We start from the raw sequence: 11,877 nt of genomic DNA, 5'->3' as shown, positions 1-11,877 counted from the left end.
TGTGGGGATGGGGTGACCACTCGGGCTGACTGGGGAGCGTTTCATGCCTCGAGTGCTCACCCCATCCCCACAACCTTGCCGGGTAAGCCGGTGGCGGCCAGGAGGGTGGTCACTGGTCCCTGAGCGCAGAGTGGCGGGAGGCGGTCCCCTCGCGGTGGGGTGGTCGGTGGGGGTTCGCTGCCGCGCTGTGGTGTGGGTGGGCGGCGCGGTCACCCGGGCAGGGCTGGGTGGTGGGTTGGTCGGCCATTGCAGGCCGGTTGCGCGGTTTGGTGGCTGGGTGGGTCGGCTTGGGTGCGCTGGTTATGCGGGTTTGGTGGCTGGGTGCGCCGGTGTCGGCGGGGCGGTCGGGAAGGTGTGCCGGTGGTGGGTTCGCGTCCCCACCCCGGCCGAGGCCCGCCCAGGCGTCGTCAGTCAGCCTCGTCGTTCACGCACGGTGACGAGTGACTGAGAAGGCACGCCTTGTCTGCGGCAAATGAGTGCGTCGGCTGGTGCGGAATCGATCCGCCGGGTCTGGACGGCGGGTTCCTGCACGATGACGAGCAGTTGAAGGAGCGGCTTGGCGAGTTGTCCGCCGCTGCCAGGTCCGGTTCTCGACAGCGATGTTCGTGTCAGGACGATTGTCCGAGGTTGGTGACGAGGTTGATGGCGACCGCGAGGATGCCGGTCCCGAAGGCGTAGGACAGCAGAGCGTGCCCGAGTGCGACTCGTCGTACGTTGCTGTCCGAGGGTTCGGTCTCGGTGACGCCGAAGGCCATGCCGACGGTGAACGCCATGTAGGCGAAGTCGCTGTAGCGCGGCGGCGCTTGTTGTTTGAAGTCGATGCCGCCGTCGGAGTCGTGGTAGTACATCCGGGCGTACTTGAAGGCGAAGACCGTGTTGACCAGAGCCCAGGACAGGATGGCCGCGACGACGCTGCAGATGACGGCGGCCACGGCGACGGTGTCCTGGCTTCCGGAGGAGCGAACCAGAGCTTCGGCGACCGCGGCCAGGCTCACGATGCTGGCGATCAGCACGGCTGAGTCGGTCGAGCGGGACCGGCTCTCCGCTTCGGCCAGCCGCTCGGTCCCGTCCGGTCCCTGCGGCCAGCTGATCCGCCACACCCAGCCGAGAATTAGACCCGACGCGACGATCCAGCCCAGCAGTGCGCTCAGTTCCGGCGTGCCGAGGGCGGCGGCCACTGCCCCTGCCGCGATGCCCGCGGCCAGGGACAGTGCCATCCGCCGGGTCGACAATAACCGCCCGGGGTCGTCCGTCATGGTTTGAGGACGATCTTTTCGCAGTTGTCCTGCTTGTTCTTGAAAATGTCGAAGCCGTGTTCGGCTTGGTCGAGCGGCAGCCGATGCGTGATGATGCGGGTCGGGTCGATCTCGCCGCGTTCGATGCGCTGCAGCAGCGGCTTCATGTAGCGCTGCACGTGGCATTGGCCGGTGCGCAGGGTCAGCGACCGGTTCATCCAGGCGCCGGCGGGGAACTTGTCCAACAGGCCGCCGTAGACGCCGATCACCGAGACGACTCCGCCGCTGCGGCACGACATGATCGCCTGTCGCAGCGCGTGGGGTCGTTCGGTCTCCGACCGTACGGCCTGCTTGACCCGGTCGTACGCGGCGATGTGCGCGCTGCCGTGGTCGGCTTCCATACCGACCGCGTCGATGCACTTGTCCGGTCCGCGGCCGCCGGTCAGTTCCAGCAGCGTCGACCGGACGTCGACCTCGTCGAAGTTCACTGGGATGTGACCGGCCTGTTCGGCCATTCGCAGCCGGTACGGTTCCTTGTCGATGGCGATGACCTTCGCGGCGCCGAGTACCCGGGCGCTGTCCATGGCGAACTGGCCGACCGGGCCGGCGCCCCACACCGCCACCACGTCGGTGGGTTGGATGTCGCACATCTCGGCGCCCATGTAGCCGGTGGGCAGGATGTCGGACAGGAACAGCACCTGCTCGTCGCTGAGATCCGATTCGATCTTCAGCGGGCCGACGTCAGCGAACGGCACCCGCGCGTACTGCGCCTGCCCCCCGGCGAACCCGCCGGTCAAATGCGAGTACCCGAAGATCCCGGCGGTGGGGTGGCCGAACATCTTCTCCGAGATGCCCGCGTTGGGGTTGGTGTTCTCGCAACAGGAGTACAGCTCGGCGGCGCAGGCGGCGCACGCGCCGCAGGCGATCGGGAACGGCACGACGACCCGGTCGCCGACGCGGAGTTTGTCCGCGGGCACCCCGGAGCCGACCTCGATCACCTCGCCCATGAACTCGTGGCCCAGGATGTCGCCGTCCTGCATGGTGGGGACGTAGCCGTCGACCAGGTGCAGGTCCGAGCCGCAGATCGCAGTGGAGGTGATTTGTACGATCGCGTCGCGGCTGTTCAAGATCCTGGGGTCCGGCACGTCGCGGACTTCGACCTTGTTCCGGCCGGCCCAAGTGTTGGCCCTCATGCGTCTGCCCCCTTCTCGAGTTCGGCGTCCGACAGCGGTTGCGCCGGGCGTTGCGGGAACTCCTTACGGGCGCGTTTGCCCCACGGAGCGCCGTCCGAGCGGACCACCTCGCCGGTCTCCAGGACCTGCTTGAGCCGGCGCAGGTCGTCGTCGAGCTGCTGGTGGGGTTCCTCGCCGAAGTACTTGGCGACGGCTTTGCCGATCGCTCCGCCCGGGATTTCGTAGGCGAGCACGACGTGGACCTCGGTGCTCACGCCGTCCGGGGCGGGCTCGAACCGCACGGTGCCGGCGTTGGGTACGTCCGCTTCGCCGGTCGAGCGCCATCCAAGCTTCTCGCCCGGCGTCTCGTCGGTGATCTCCGCGTCCCACTCGACCTTGCTGCCGAACGGGGCGGCGGCAACCCAGTGACTGGTCCGGTCGCCGGTGGCGCGGACCTGCTCGAGGTGCGCCATGAACGTCGGAAGGTTCGGCAGGTCGCGCCAGAACGCGTACACCTCCGCCGCGGGTTTGCGGATGGTTGTCGTGGCTGTCAGTTCCATGGATTCTCCCTTTGCGTGTTCCCCGTACCGCCGGTACCGGGGGCAGTTTTCTTGGTCCGGGTTTGATTGCACGGCGGTCAGCAGGTCGACGACGGTGATGGCGGCAACGGCGCCGGTGACCGCGGTGAGCCGTCGGCGTCAGTGGCCGCCGCGGTGGGCGATGGTCACGCCGAGCGAGGTCAGGTCCATCGCGTCGCCGGCGACCCGGGTCCACGCCCAGACACCTTTACGCGGGCTGGTCAGCAGCCCGGCCGCGTGGACCAGTTCCCGTACTCCGACCAGCGGCACCACCGCTCGTGAGGTCGAGGAGTCGTCCACGCCGCTGATCCGGCGTACGGTGTCCGGCGCGGCCAGCTGGGCCACGCCCAGACCGAGGCTCATCCACCCGAGTGCGCTTCCTCGCCGCTGCACCTCGTCCTGCTGTGTACGCGCTGTCTGTCGGGATGCCAGGTGCGTCATGACAACCTCCGAATCCGATCGCACCTTGTCCCGCGTCCCGGTGCACCGCGGCCCGGGCGCGTCTGCTCCCGACAACGCGTGCCCACCGCTTCGCCCCTTAAACGGGTCTCTCCCAGAGATGAGCCCTAAGGTGGATTTCCGCCTCCCAAGGGCAAATGAACTGACCTTTGCGGGTTGACCGTGTTTCGTGCCCCGAGTAGAACGGGGGTGTGCGCCCGGCTCGGGAGCGCCGTTGCCGGGAGGCCGGCTACCGGTGAGGAGCGCCGATGAACCCGCACGGCACACACCGCCCGCAGATCGTGGTCGGCCTCGTGGCCACCCCGCCGGACCATCCGGCCGAGGTCACTGACCGGTTGCGCGCCGAGCTGGCGCAACGGCTCACCGAGCGCGTCGACGCCGACGTGCACTGGACCGTCCGGCAAGGATGGGGTGACGTAGCACCGCGCCGCGACGGCGGCGCGGAAGCGCTGCTCGACGACCTCGCCCAGCGGCGCACCGACGAAGGCTGGGACGTCGCGGTATGCCTGACCGATCTACCCCTGCACGCCGACCGGGCGCCCCTGGTCGCGCAGACCTGCGCCCACCGGCAAACAGCGATGGTGTCGCTGCCCGCACTCGGACTGCGCCAGCTCCGCACCGTCCGCGCCCTCGTCCCGGACCTCGTGGGCCGAGTGCTCACCGACGCCTCGGACCCGCGAGTGCGGCCGGCCGACTGGCAACCGGCCGAGCTGGCCGGCCGGGTCTCCACCGTCCACCGCATGCACGACGACCGCGGCCCCGCAGAGCTGCGCTACAGCGCCTCACGATGGACCGGTCGGGCGCGGCTGCTGACCGGCATGGTCCGAGCCAATCGCCCCGGGCGAGCCCTGCTCGGCCTGTCCAAACTCCTGGTCGGCGCGTTCGGCACGGCCGCGTTCGCGCTCACCAACTCCACGGTCTGGCAGGTCAGCAACGGCCTCGGCCCTGTGCGCCTCACCGTGATCACGCTGCTCGCGCTGACCGCGCTGGTCGCCTGGCTCATCATCGCGCACGACCTCTGGGAAAAGCCGGGCCGGAACACGCCGCCCGAGCTGGCCCGGATGTTCAACTGGGGAACCACCCTCACCCTCACCCTGGCCACCCTGGTGTCCTATGTCGTGCTCTTCGCGGGGACAGCGCTCGCCGCCGCGCTGCTGATCGACACTGCGGTGCTGCAAGAAACCCTGCAAAAGCCGATACAAGCCACGGACTATGTGGCCCTCGCCTGGATCATCAGCTCCCTGGCCACCGTCGGCGGCGCCATCGGCTCCGGACTGGAAGACGAGGAAACGGTACGGGCCGCCGCCTACGGATACCATCCCGAGCCCGACGGCTGGCAAAACGAAAAGGACCACTGATTTAGCCGCAACGTACCGAAGCCCGGATCACCGCCGTACGGCCGACGCAAAAGCCGCACGCACTAACATCGGCAGATCCGCGCACCCGCGCCCCGAGTGGGGCCCTGATCGCTTGCACGTAGCGTGAGTGGGCCCCTGAGGAACCTTCGACGCCACCCGCCGGTCAAGATTCGCAAGTGGTGCCGGTTATTACGGACATTGCGCCGACCCGGTGCCGCAGAGTGGGCCAAAAGTCGCGAACATCTGGCGCCCCGAACTCGCGAACGAAGCCACGCGGAGCCGACGCCGCACGTCCGACGCCGCCCGGCACCGCCCGAACCGGGGGACGCCGCCCGAGCCGCCCGACACCGTTCGTGCGGGCTTGGTGGGGCGGGGGGGTGTCCCTATGGGTTCTGTCAAGCGGCGAGGGCGAGCTTTTCTGCTGGTTTGTGCTGGTAGGGGGTTTGGGTGCGGAGCATGGCGTGTAGGACGTCGACGCGTCGTCGGGCGAGGCAGATGAGGGCCGCGTTGTGTTTCTTGCCTTCGGCGCGTTTGCGGTCGTAGTAGGCCCTGCTCAAAGGGTCGGACAGGGCCGCGAAGGCGGACAGGAAGAACGCTCGTTTGAGCTGTTTGTTGCCGCCCTTGGGTGGGTGTTCGCCGCGGATGCTGGTGCCCGAGCGGCGGGTGACCGGGGCGAGTCCGGCGTAGGCGGCCAGATGGCCGGAGGTGGGGAACGCGGCGATGTCGCCGACTTCGAGCAGGATCCGGGCTGCGGTCCTGACCCCGACGCCGGGCATCGAGATCAGGACCGAGGAGAGAGGGTGCGCATCGAGCATCCCCTCGACCTCGACGGCGATCTGATCGCGCTGTTTCAGCAGATCACGCAGGCTGTCGGCGAGTCTTGGCAGGATCGTCTCGGCCGCAGCGCTGCCCGGGACGACAACCGTCTGCTCGTCGAGCGCGGCGAAGATCTGCTCGACGAGACGAGCACCCATCCGCGGAGCTCGCGGCTTGACGATCTCGGCCAGCTTCGACCGGCCGGCCTTGCGCAGCCCGGCCGGGCCACCACACCGCGACAACAGTTCCAGGACCGCCGGGTGCTGGGCTTTCGGACCCAGGACCCGCTCGAGCGGTGGGTGGATCTGGGTGAGCAGGCCCCGGATCCGGTTGCTGATGCGAGTGACCTCACCGGCCAGGTCATCGTCGTATCCGACCAGCATCTCCAACTCGGCCAGCGTGTCGTCGCCGGCATCGACGCGGCGCAGCGTGTGCGGCAGCGTCCGGGCAGCATCGGCGATCACGTAGGCATCGCGGGCGTCGGTCTTCGCCGTGCCCGGATGCAGGTCAGCGAGCCGGCGCATGACCAGGCCAGGCAAGTAGGCGATCTGATGCCCAGCAGCCCGGGCGACCGCGACGGGCAGGGCGCCGATCGAGGCGGGCTGGTCGACCACGGCCAGGATCCGCCCGTGGCGGGCGAGTTTGACGAACAGTTTGCGCAGCCCGGCCTCGGTATTCGGCAGCGCCGCGTCATGCAGCCGCTTGCCGGCCGGATCGAGCGCGACCGCGTGATGATCGGTCTTGCCGACGTCCAGGCCGAGGAACACGCCGTACTCGTTGCTCACGTTCTCGTCTCCCACGATGTCCATCATGGGCTCGGCCGCTGTGTCTACGCGTCGGACTGCCGGCAGCCACGTTACGAAGAGACCTACCCGCGAGCGGGTGGCCGGGTCCCTATCAGCGGTCTTGCCGACGCCACCCGGCCCGGCGACAACACCCCCCGGATCATGCGTGCGACAGGGGCGGTAAGTCATACCGGACCGAGCGACCGAGCAGCCCCCGGCTGGGGACGATCAAAAAGGTAACGGGGGGGGCTGCCTTGACGGCGGCCGTGAGATCAACCGGCGCTGATGGGGGTGTCGGTGGGGGTCGTTGAGGAGGCGGTCAGGGGGATTGGGAACGCGTCGGTGTGAGGGCTGGGTGGTGGCGTCGGCTGCTTAGACTGCCGGGCGTGCTAAGTGGTGGGCGGCGTCTTTGGGCTGCTGGTGCGGGGGTTTTGTTGGTCGTTGCCCTGGTTCTGGGGGTGGTCGCGGTAATCCGGTACCGGGGCGCTGGGGTGGCGCGGGTGATCTCGCCGCCGGCGGGGGCGGTTACGCCGGACTTCGGTGGGGCGGGGTACGAGAAGGATGTTGCTGATCGGGCCAGCATCATTGCGCGAAGCATGCGTAACGATCGGGGGAAGGCGAATGTGCGCATCTACGCGATGCCGGCCGGGTCGCCGTGGCTGCAGTCGCGGCAGGTGGTCGCCACGCAGCTCGATCACTGGGAGCAAGTCGGTGGCTGCGCGGACCGGCCCGAGGCTGTGCTCGTCGAGTGCGCCTGGCGGGAGCCGACCCGCTGGTGGCCTCGCGAGGTTGAGCTGGCCATGATGCGCCTGCCCGCGTCGAACGGCCGGCCCGCCTCCACCTTCGTCATCATCGGCTCGGGCCTGGGCGACTGACTCTCACCGCCCGGCGTCGTACGCCGTGCGGGCCTGGTCGACCTCGCCGAGGTGGGCGTCGGCCCAGGTGGCCAGGTGGGCGAAGAGTGGGCCGAGGCTGGCGCCGAGGGCGGTGATCTCGTACTCGACGCGGGGTGGCATCTCGGCGTGGTAGGCGCGGGTGATCAGCCCGTCGCGTTCGAGTTGGCGCAGGCGCTGGGTGAGGACCTTCGGGGTGACGCCGGTGATGCGCGCTTCCAGCTCGCCGAAGCGCTGGCGGCCGTACTCGTGCAGGGCCCACAGGATGGGCGTGGTCCAGCGGCTGAAGACTATGTCGACGACCGGGGCGACCGGGCAGGCCAGCTCGGGATCGGCGGATCGTTGCACGTGGCCTCCGTCACAAAGACGTTACTATCCTCTAGGTACCTACTATCCCGACGCTACTAGCTTCGTCTCCGGCTGCGCGAGTGCCGTGGCCAGAGTGGAGACAGCCATGTACGTCGTGACAGGAGCTACGGGGAACGTCGGCCGCAGCCTGATTTCGGAGCTGGCGGCGGCCGGCGCGGCGGTGCGGGCCGTGTCACGCGGCCGGCGACCTGTGGTCGTACCAGCCGCAGTGACGCACCACCCGGCCGATCTCGAACGGCCGGAGAGCCTGCGCCCGGTCCTCGAGGGCGCGGAAGCGTTCTACCTGCTTGTGGAGGGCGCCGGGGCGAGCCTGGATGTGGCCGAGATTATGCGGGTGGCCGTGGCGGCCGGGGTCAAGCGGGTGGTGCTGCAGTCGTCGCAGGCCGTCGGCACGCGGCCCGGGTCGCCTTCGCATGCGCCCCTGCACGCGATCGAGGAACTGGTGCGCGGCTCCGGCCTCGGCTGGACGATCCTGCGCCCGGGCGGGTTCGCCTCCAACGCGTACGCCTGGGCCGGATCGATCCGGGCCGCCCGCACGGCCGCCGCTCCGTTCGGCGACGTCGGCCTGCCGGTGGTCGACCCCGACGACATCGCTGCGGTGGGCGCTGTCGCGCTCCAGGACAACACCCACGGCGGCCGTACGTATGAGCTCACCGGCCCGCTTCTCAGCACGCCACGGGACCGCGCCGCGGATCTGGCCGCCGCCCTCGGCGAGCCGGTGACCTTCCTCGACCAGACGGCTGATCAGGCCCGCGCGCAGATGCTCACCTTCATGCCGCCGCCGGTCGTCGAGGGCACCCTGGCCATCCTCGGCGCGCCAACCGAGGCCGAGCAGCGGATCAGCCCGGACGTCTCCCGTGTGCTGAGGCGGCCGGCCCGGCCCTTCGCCGAGTGGGCCGCCCGGAACATCGCCGCGTTTCGCTGACGCGGCTCAGATCCGGCCGAGATCGATCTCTACGGCGAAGGGCGCGTTCACCTTCACGACGCCGGTGAAGACGTCGCCGTCGCGGTAGCGGTGCGTCGCCGGGTCCAGCACATAGGTGTAAATCAGAGGCGCACCGGTCGCCGCCTGCTCGACCCGCCAGTAGAACTGGATGCCGGCCCGGGCGTACTGATCCGGCTTGACGATCCGGTCAGTTGTCTCCGACCCGGGTGAGACCACCTCGACAACGAGCAGGACATCCTCGGGCCGCGTTGGAGAGACGTCGATGGTTTCGGCCCGGTAGACCACGACGTCAGGGCGGCGGTTGTTCAGCGGCACGTCGTGCAGCCGGACATCGAAGTCGATGTCAGCGTTCCAGTCCGAGCCGGCGGCGGCGTCTAGTGCATTCGCGAGGAGCCGAGCGAGGCGGTTGTGTCGCTTGGAGGCGCTCGGACTCACGAGAACCATCCCATCCACGATCTCGATGCCCGCACACTGTTCTTCTGTCCATGTCTCGTACTGCTCGGCCGTGACCTGATCGTGCATCCAGGCCGGCGCGATCATTGCGGCAGTCATGCACACCTCCTCGGCACCAGGATCAAGATACCGTGACTCCGGCCCGGACAGCGGTAGCCACGTTGTTCAAAGCCCGCGTGAGGTCGGGCAAGGCTAGGTGGCCGAAACCGACGCGGACGATGTGGTCGTCCTCGCCGAACCAGGCGCCGGGGGCGACACGGGTGTCCGCCTCGAGCAGGGCGGCATGAAATTTCGCGACATCTACGTGAGTGGGCAGGCGAAGGCAGCACAGCGGGCCGCCGTCAGGGGTGACGATCTCGACCGGTTGGCTCTCGGCCCAGGCCAGGAGCGTGTCGAGCGCTGTGCGCAGGAAGGGGCCGGCCGTGGGGCCGCGGCGCAGGACGCGTACGGCCAGGTGTTCGTCCAGCGACGAGCAGGCGATGGCGGTGTCGAATTTGGCCGCGCGCAAACGGTCGTACAGCACGGGGTCTGTGGTTGTCAGCCAGCCGGCGCGCAGGCCGGGGGCGCCGTGGGCCTTGGAGAGCGAGGAGCAGGTGACGATGCGCGGTGACAGGCTCGCCGCGGACGGCGGGGTGGGGGCATCGCCGTAGACCGACTCGCGGTAGGTCTCGTCGATCAGGATCAGGGCGCCGGGCGCGCGGCGGTCCACCAGCTCGACGAGGGCTTCCAGCTCGCGCGCGTCCAGGCGTACGCCCGAGGGGTTCTGCGGTGACGCCAAGGAAACCAGGTCGGTGGAAGAGTCGAGCCCAGCGGCGATCCGGTCGAGGGGCAGGCGGTACCCCTCGTCGAAGCGGGCCGGCACGGTGTCGACCCGCGCGCCGCGCGAGGAGGGGAGGCTGCGTGCGGGAGGAAAGCAGGGTCCCACCAGGAGTACGCGTGTGGCCGGGACCAGCGACATCGCGTGGATGGCGCCCACCGTGACCAGCACGTCGTCCGGGCTCACGCCGGCGCCGGCCGCGATCAGCTCGCGCAGCGCCGGGTCACCACGGCTGGTGCCGTAACCGAGGGTGAGGTCGTCCGGCTCGCCCAAATCGCTCAGGCGCAGGGGTGGGCAGGTGCTCTCGGCCAGGTCGTAGCGGACGGTGCTGTCGATCAGGGCGGTCATTGAGCTCATGACCTCATCGTCGGCGCCTGGGGTCTCGCCACGGCAGGGCCAATGCCCCTAGATTGGTCTGTCGATGGAGCCAATCGGGATCGTCGAGCGCCTGGGCCGGTGGGCCACCGGCCGCGGCGCGCTGTACCTGCTGCTCGCCGCCCGCATCCGCACGCTCATCGACGACGGCGAGCTGCCGCCGGGCACGGTGCTGCCACCGGACCGGGCGCTGGCCTCGGCCCTGGCGGTGGGGCGCAGTACGGTCGTGGCCGCCTATGACCTGCTCGTCGGCGAGGGCCGCATCGTGCGCCGGCAGGGCAGCGGCACCCGGGTGGCCGGCCCGCCGGCGGGGGAGTCACGGCCGACCACCGAGGCGCCCGGGTTCCTGCACCTGCTGGAGCCGCGCGACGGCGTGCTCATGATGGCCTGCGCCGCCCCCGCCGCCCCGCCGCCGGCCCTGGTGTCGGCGTACGCCTCGGCCCTGCCCGAGCTGGCCGCCATCACCGGCGACATCGGCTACCACCCGACCGGCCATCCGTCGCTGCGCCGCGCGCTGGCTGACCGCTACTGCGCCCGTGGCCTCCCGACGACGCCCGACCAGATCATGGTCACCACCGGCGGCCAGCAGGCGCTGACGTTGCTGGCCAAGGCCCTGATCCGCCCCGGCGACCGCGTGCTCGTGCAGGCGCCGACCTACTTCGGCGCCCTCGAGGCCTTCCGCGAGGAGGGCGCCGCGCTGCGCACCGTCCCGGTCGACCTGCGCGGCTTCGCCAAGGTCAACCCCACCCTGGCCTACGTGATCAGCACCTTCCACAACCCCACCGGCGCCGTCCTGCCGCCCGCCGAACGCCACCGCACCGCCCACGCCGGCTTCCCCCTGATCGACGACGAGGCCCTGGCCGACCTGGCCTTCCCCGGCGTCTCCCCGCCGCCACCCCTGGCCGCCCACAACGACCAGGTCATCACCATCGGCTCCCTGAGCAAGCTCATCTGGGGCGGCCTGCGCGTCGGCTGGATCCGCGCCCCCGCCCCGCTGATCGCCCGCCTGGCCCGCATGCGCACGGTCGCCGACCTGGGCGGCAACATCCCCGCCCAGCTGGCCGCCGCGCACCTGTTGCCCCGGCTGGAAGCCGAGCTCGCCCGGTCGGCCTCACTCCGCCGCGACCGCCACGACCACCTGCGCGCCGAGCTGGCCCGCGCGCTGCCCTCCTGGCACGCCCCCGCCGTCCCCGGCGGCCAGACCTTGTGGGTGCGCCTCCCGCACGGCGACGCCCGCTCCTTCGCCCAACAGTCCCTCCGCCACGGCGTCGCCGTCCTCCCCGGCCCCAGCCTCGACCCTTCCGGCGGCAGCGATGACCACCTGCGCCTGCACTTCCTGGCCACCCCGGAAGACCTGACCGAGGCCGTACGCCGCCTGGCCGCCGCCTGGTCCACCTACGACCCGAAGTCGACGCGCCCCTACCCACCCGCGATGGCGGTGTAGCCCAGCACATCGAAGCTGCCATCCCCGGTCCTCAACTCACCGGCCTCGACCTCGGCCCGATCCTCGGGATCGGGGTAGAACCCACCAGACAATCCGTCCCGGTCGTAGCCATGGGTGCTGCTCCTTCGGGTAAGTCGCGTACCTCGCCTCCGCGAGCGGGATCGGGGCCTTCATCCA

12 protein-coding genes are annotated in these 11,877 nt (G+C 70.1%); 4 read left to right on the top strand and 8 right to left on the bottom strand.

What is annotated here, in order from left to right:
* Nucleotides 1-608 precede the first annotated feature (608 nt).
* The 4 genes from AB0J66_RS41200 to AB0J66_RS41185 form a co-directional block, all read right to left on the bottom strand.
* A complete protein-coding gene (locus AB0J66_RS41200; protein ID WP_364672779.1) occupies nucleotides 609-1,256 on the bottom strand; it encodes a DUF1345 domain-containing protein in 648 nt (215 codons plus the stop codon).
* Nucleotides 1,253-2,428: a zinc-dependent alcohol dehydrogenase gene (locus tag AB0J66_RS41195; protein WP_364672777.1), complete on the bottom strand. Its 1,176-nt coding sequence runs from the start codon at nucleotides 2,426-2,428 to the stop codon at nucleotides 1,253-1,255. Before AB0J66_RS41195 ends, AB0J66_RS41200 begins: the two co-directional genes overlap by 4 nt.
* Nucleotides 2,425-2,967, bottom strand: coding sequence for an SRPBCC family protein (locus tag AB0J66_RS41190; protein ID WP_364672776.1), 543 nt, complete (start codon nucleotides 2,965-2,967; stop codon nucleotides 2,425-2,427). Before AB0J66_RS41190 ends, AB0J66_RS41195 begins: the two co-directional genes overlap by 4 nt.
* Before the next feature lie 138 nt (nucleotides 2,968-3,105).
* Entirely contained in the window at nucleotides 3,106-3,348 is a 243-nt protein-coding gene (locus AB0J66_RS41185) for a hypothetical protein (RefSeq protein WP_364672774.1), read from the bottom strand.
* Between the two features lie 344 nt (nucleotides 3,349-3,692).
* Here AB0J66_RS41185 and AB0J66_RS41180 point away from each other — a divergent pair, with 344 nt between their 5' ends.
* Complete coding sequence (locus tag AB0J66_RS41180) at nucleotides 3,693-4,802, top strand: hypothetical protein (protein ID WP_364672772.1); 1,110 nt, start codon at nucleotides 3,693-3,695, stop codon at nucleotides 4,800-4,802.
* A 395-nt stretch (nucleotides 4,803-5,197) separates the two neighbouring features.
* Here AB0J66_RS41180 and AB0J66_RS41175 read toward each other — a convergent pair whose 3' ends face one another.
* A complete protein-coding gene (locus tag AB0J66_RS41175) occupies nucleotides 5,198-6,403 on the bottom strand; it encodes an IS110 family transposase (RefSeq protein WP_364672785.1) in 1,206 nt (401 codons plus the stop codon).
* Nucleotides 6,404-6,999: 596 nt separating this feature from the next.
* Here AB0J66_RS41175 and AB0J66_RS41170 point away from each other — a divergent pair.
* Entirely contained in the window at nucleotides 7,000-7,278 is a 279-nt protein-coding gene (locus tag AB0J66_RS41170; protein ID WP_364672770.1) for a hypothetical protein, read from the top strand.
* Nucleotides 7,279-7,281: 3 nt separating this feature from the next.
* Here the strand turns inward: AB0J66_RS41170 and AB0J66_RS41165 are convergent, their stop codons facing one another.
* On the bottom strand, nucleotides 7,282-7,644 hold the full coding sequence (locus tag AB0J66_RS41165; RefSeq protein ID WP_364672768.1) for a helix-turn-helix domain-containing protein: 363 nt from the start codon (nucleotides 7,642-7,644) through the stop codon (nucleotides 7,282-7,284).
* A 106-nt stretch (nucleotides 7,645-7,750) separates the two neighbouring features.
* Between AB0J66_RS41165 and AB0J66_RS41160 the strand changes: the two genes are divergently transcribed.
* The gene (locus AB0J66_RS41160) at nucleotides 7,751-8,590 is read left to right on the top strand and encodes an NAD(P)H-binding protein (protein WP_364672767.1); all 840 of its coding nucleotides are present in this window, start codon (nucleotides 7,751-7,753) and stop codon (nucleotides 8,588-8,590) included.
* Nucleotides 8,591-8,596: 6 nt separating this feature from the next.
* Here AB0J66_RS41160 and AB0J66_RS41155 read toward each other — a convergent pair whose 3' ends face one another.
* Both AB0J66_RS41155 and AB0J66_RS41150 read right to left on the bottom strand, forming a co-directional pair.
* On the bottom strand, nucleotides 8,597-9,163 hold the full coding sequence (locus AB0J66_RS41155; protein ID WP_364672765.1) for a Uma2 family endonuclease: 567 nt from the start codon (nucleotides 9,161-9,163) through the stop codon (nucleotides 8,597-8,599).
* 22 nt (nucleotides 9,164-9,185) lie between these two features.
* Entirely contained in the window at nucleotides 9,186-10,238 is a 1,053-nt protein-coding gene (locus AB0J66_RS41150; RefSeq protein WP_364672764.1) for a pyridoxal phosphate-dependent aminotransferase, read from the bottom strand.
* A 64-nt stretch (nucleotides 10,239-10,302) separates the two neighbouring features.
* On the opposite strand from AB0J66_RS41150, the gene AB0J66_RS41145 reads away from it, so the two are divergent.
* Nucleotides 10,303-11,700, top strand: a complete 1,398-nt coding sequence (locus AB0J66_RS41145) for a PLP-dependent aminotransferase family protein (protein ID WP_364672762.1) — start codon at nucleotides 10,303-10,305, stop codon at nucleotides 11,698-11,700.
* Nucleotides 11,701-11,877: the final 177 nt, after the last annotated feature.

This window comes from Actinoplanes sp. NPDC049598, assembly GCF_040675435.1.
GTDB lineage: Bacteria > Actinomycetota > Actinomycetes > Mycobacteriales > Micromonosporaceae > Actinoplanes.
The sequence above is the reverse complement of the archived record's forward strand: the minus strand, read 5'-3'. Positions and strand labels throughout refer to the sequence as shown.

Excerpts from the sequence above, each read along its gene's own strand:
- AB0J66_RS41170 (WP_364672770.1), top strand. The coding sequence starts at position 7,000 with ATGCGTAACGATCGGGGGAAGGCGAATGTGCGCATCTACGCGATGCCG.
- AB0J66_RS41185 (WP_364672774.1), bottom strand. The coding sequence starts at position 3,348 with ATGAGCCTCGGTCTGGGCGTGGCCCAGCTGGCCGCGCCGGACACCGTA.
- AB0J66_RS41150 (WP_364672764.1), bottom strand. The coding sequence starts at position 10,238 with ATGAGCTCAATGACCGCCCTGATCGACAGCACCGTCCGCTACGACCTG.
- AB0J66_RS41180 (WP_364672772.1), top strand. The coding sequence starts at position 3,693 with ATGAACCCGCACGGCACACACCGCCCGCAGATCGTGGTCGGCCTCGTG.
- AB0J66_RS41200 (WP_364672779.1), bottom strand. The coding sequence starts at position 1,256 with ATGACGGACGACCCCGGGCGGTTATTGTCGACCCGGCGGATGGCACTG.
- AB0J66_RS41155 (WP_364672765.1), bottom strand. The coding sequence starts at position 9,163 with ATGACTGCCGCAATGATCGCGCCGGCCTGGATGCACGATCAGGTCACG.
- AB0J66_RS41190 (WP_364672776.1), bottom strand. The coding sequence starts at position 2,967 with ATGGAACTGACAGCCACGACAACCATCCGCAAACCCGCGGCGGAGGTG.
- AB0J66_RS41145 (WP_364672762.1), top strand. The coding sequence starts at position 10,303 with ATGGAGCCAATCGGGATCGTCGAGCGCCTGGGCCGGTGGGCCACCGGC.
- AB0J66_RS41160 (WP_364672767.1), top strand. The coding sequence starts at position 7,751 with ATGTACGTCGTGACAGGAGCTACGGGGAACGTCGGCCGCAGCCTGATT.
- AB0J66_RS41195 (WP_364672777.1), bottom strand. The coding sequence starts at position 2,428 with ATGAGGGCCAACACTTGGGCCGGCCGGAACAAGGTCGAAGTCCGCGAC.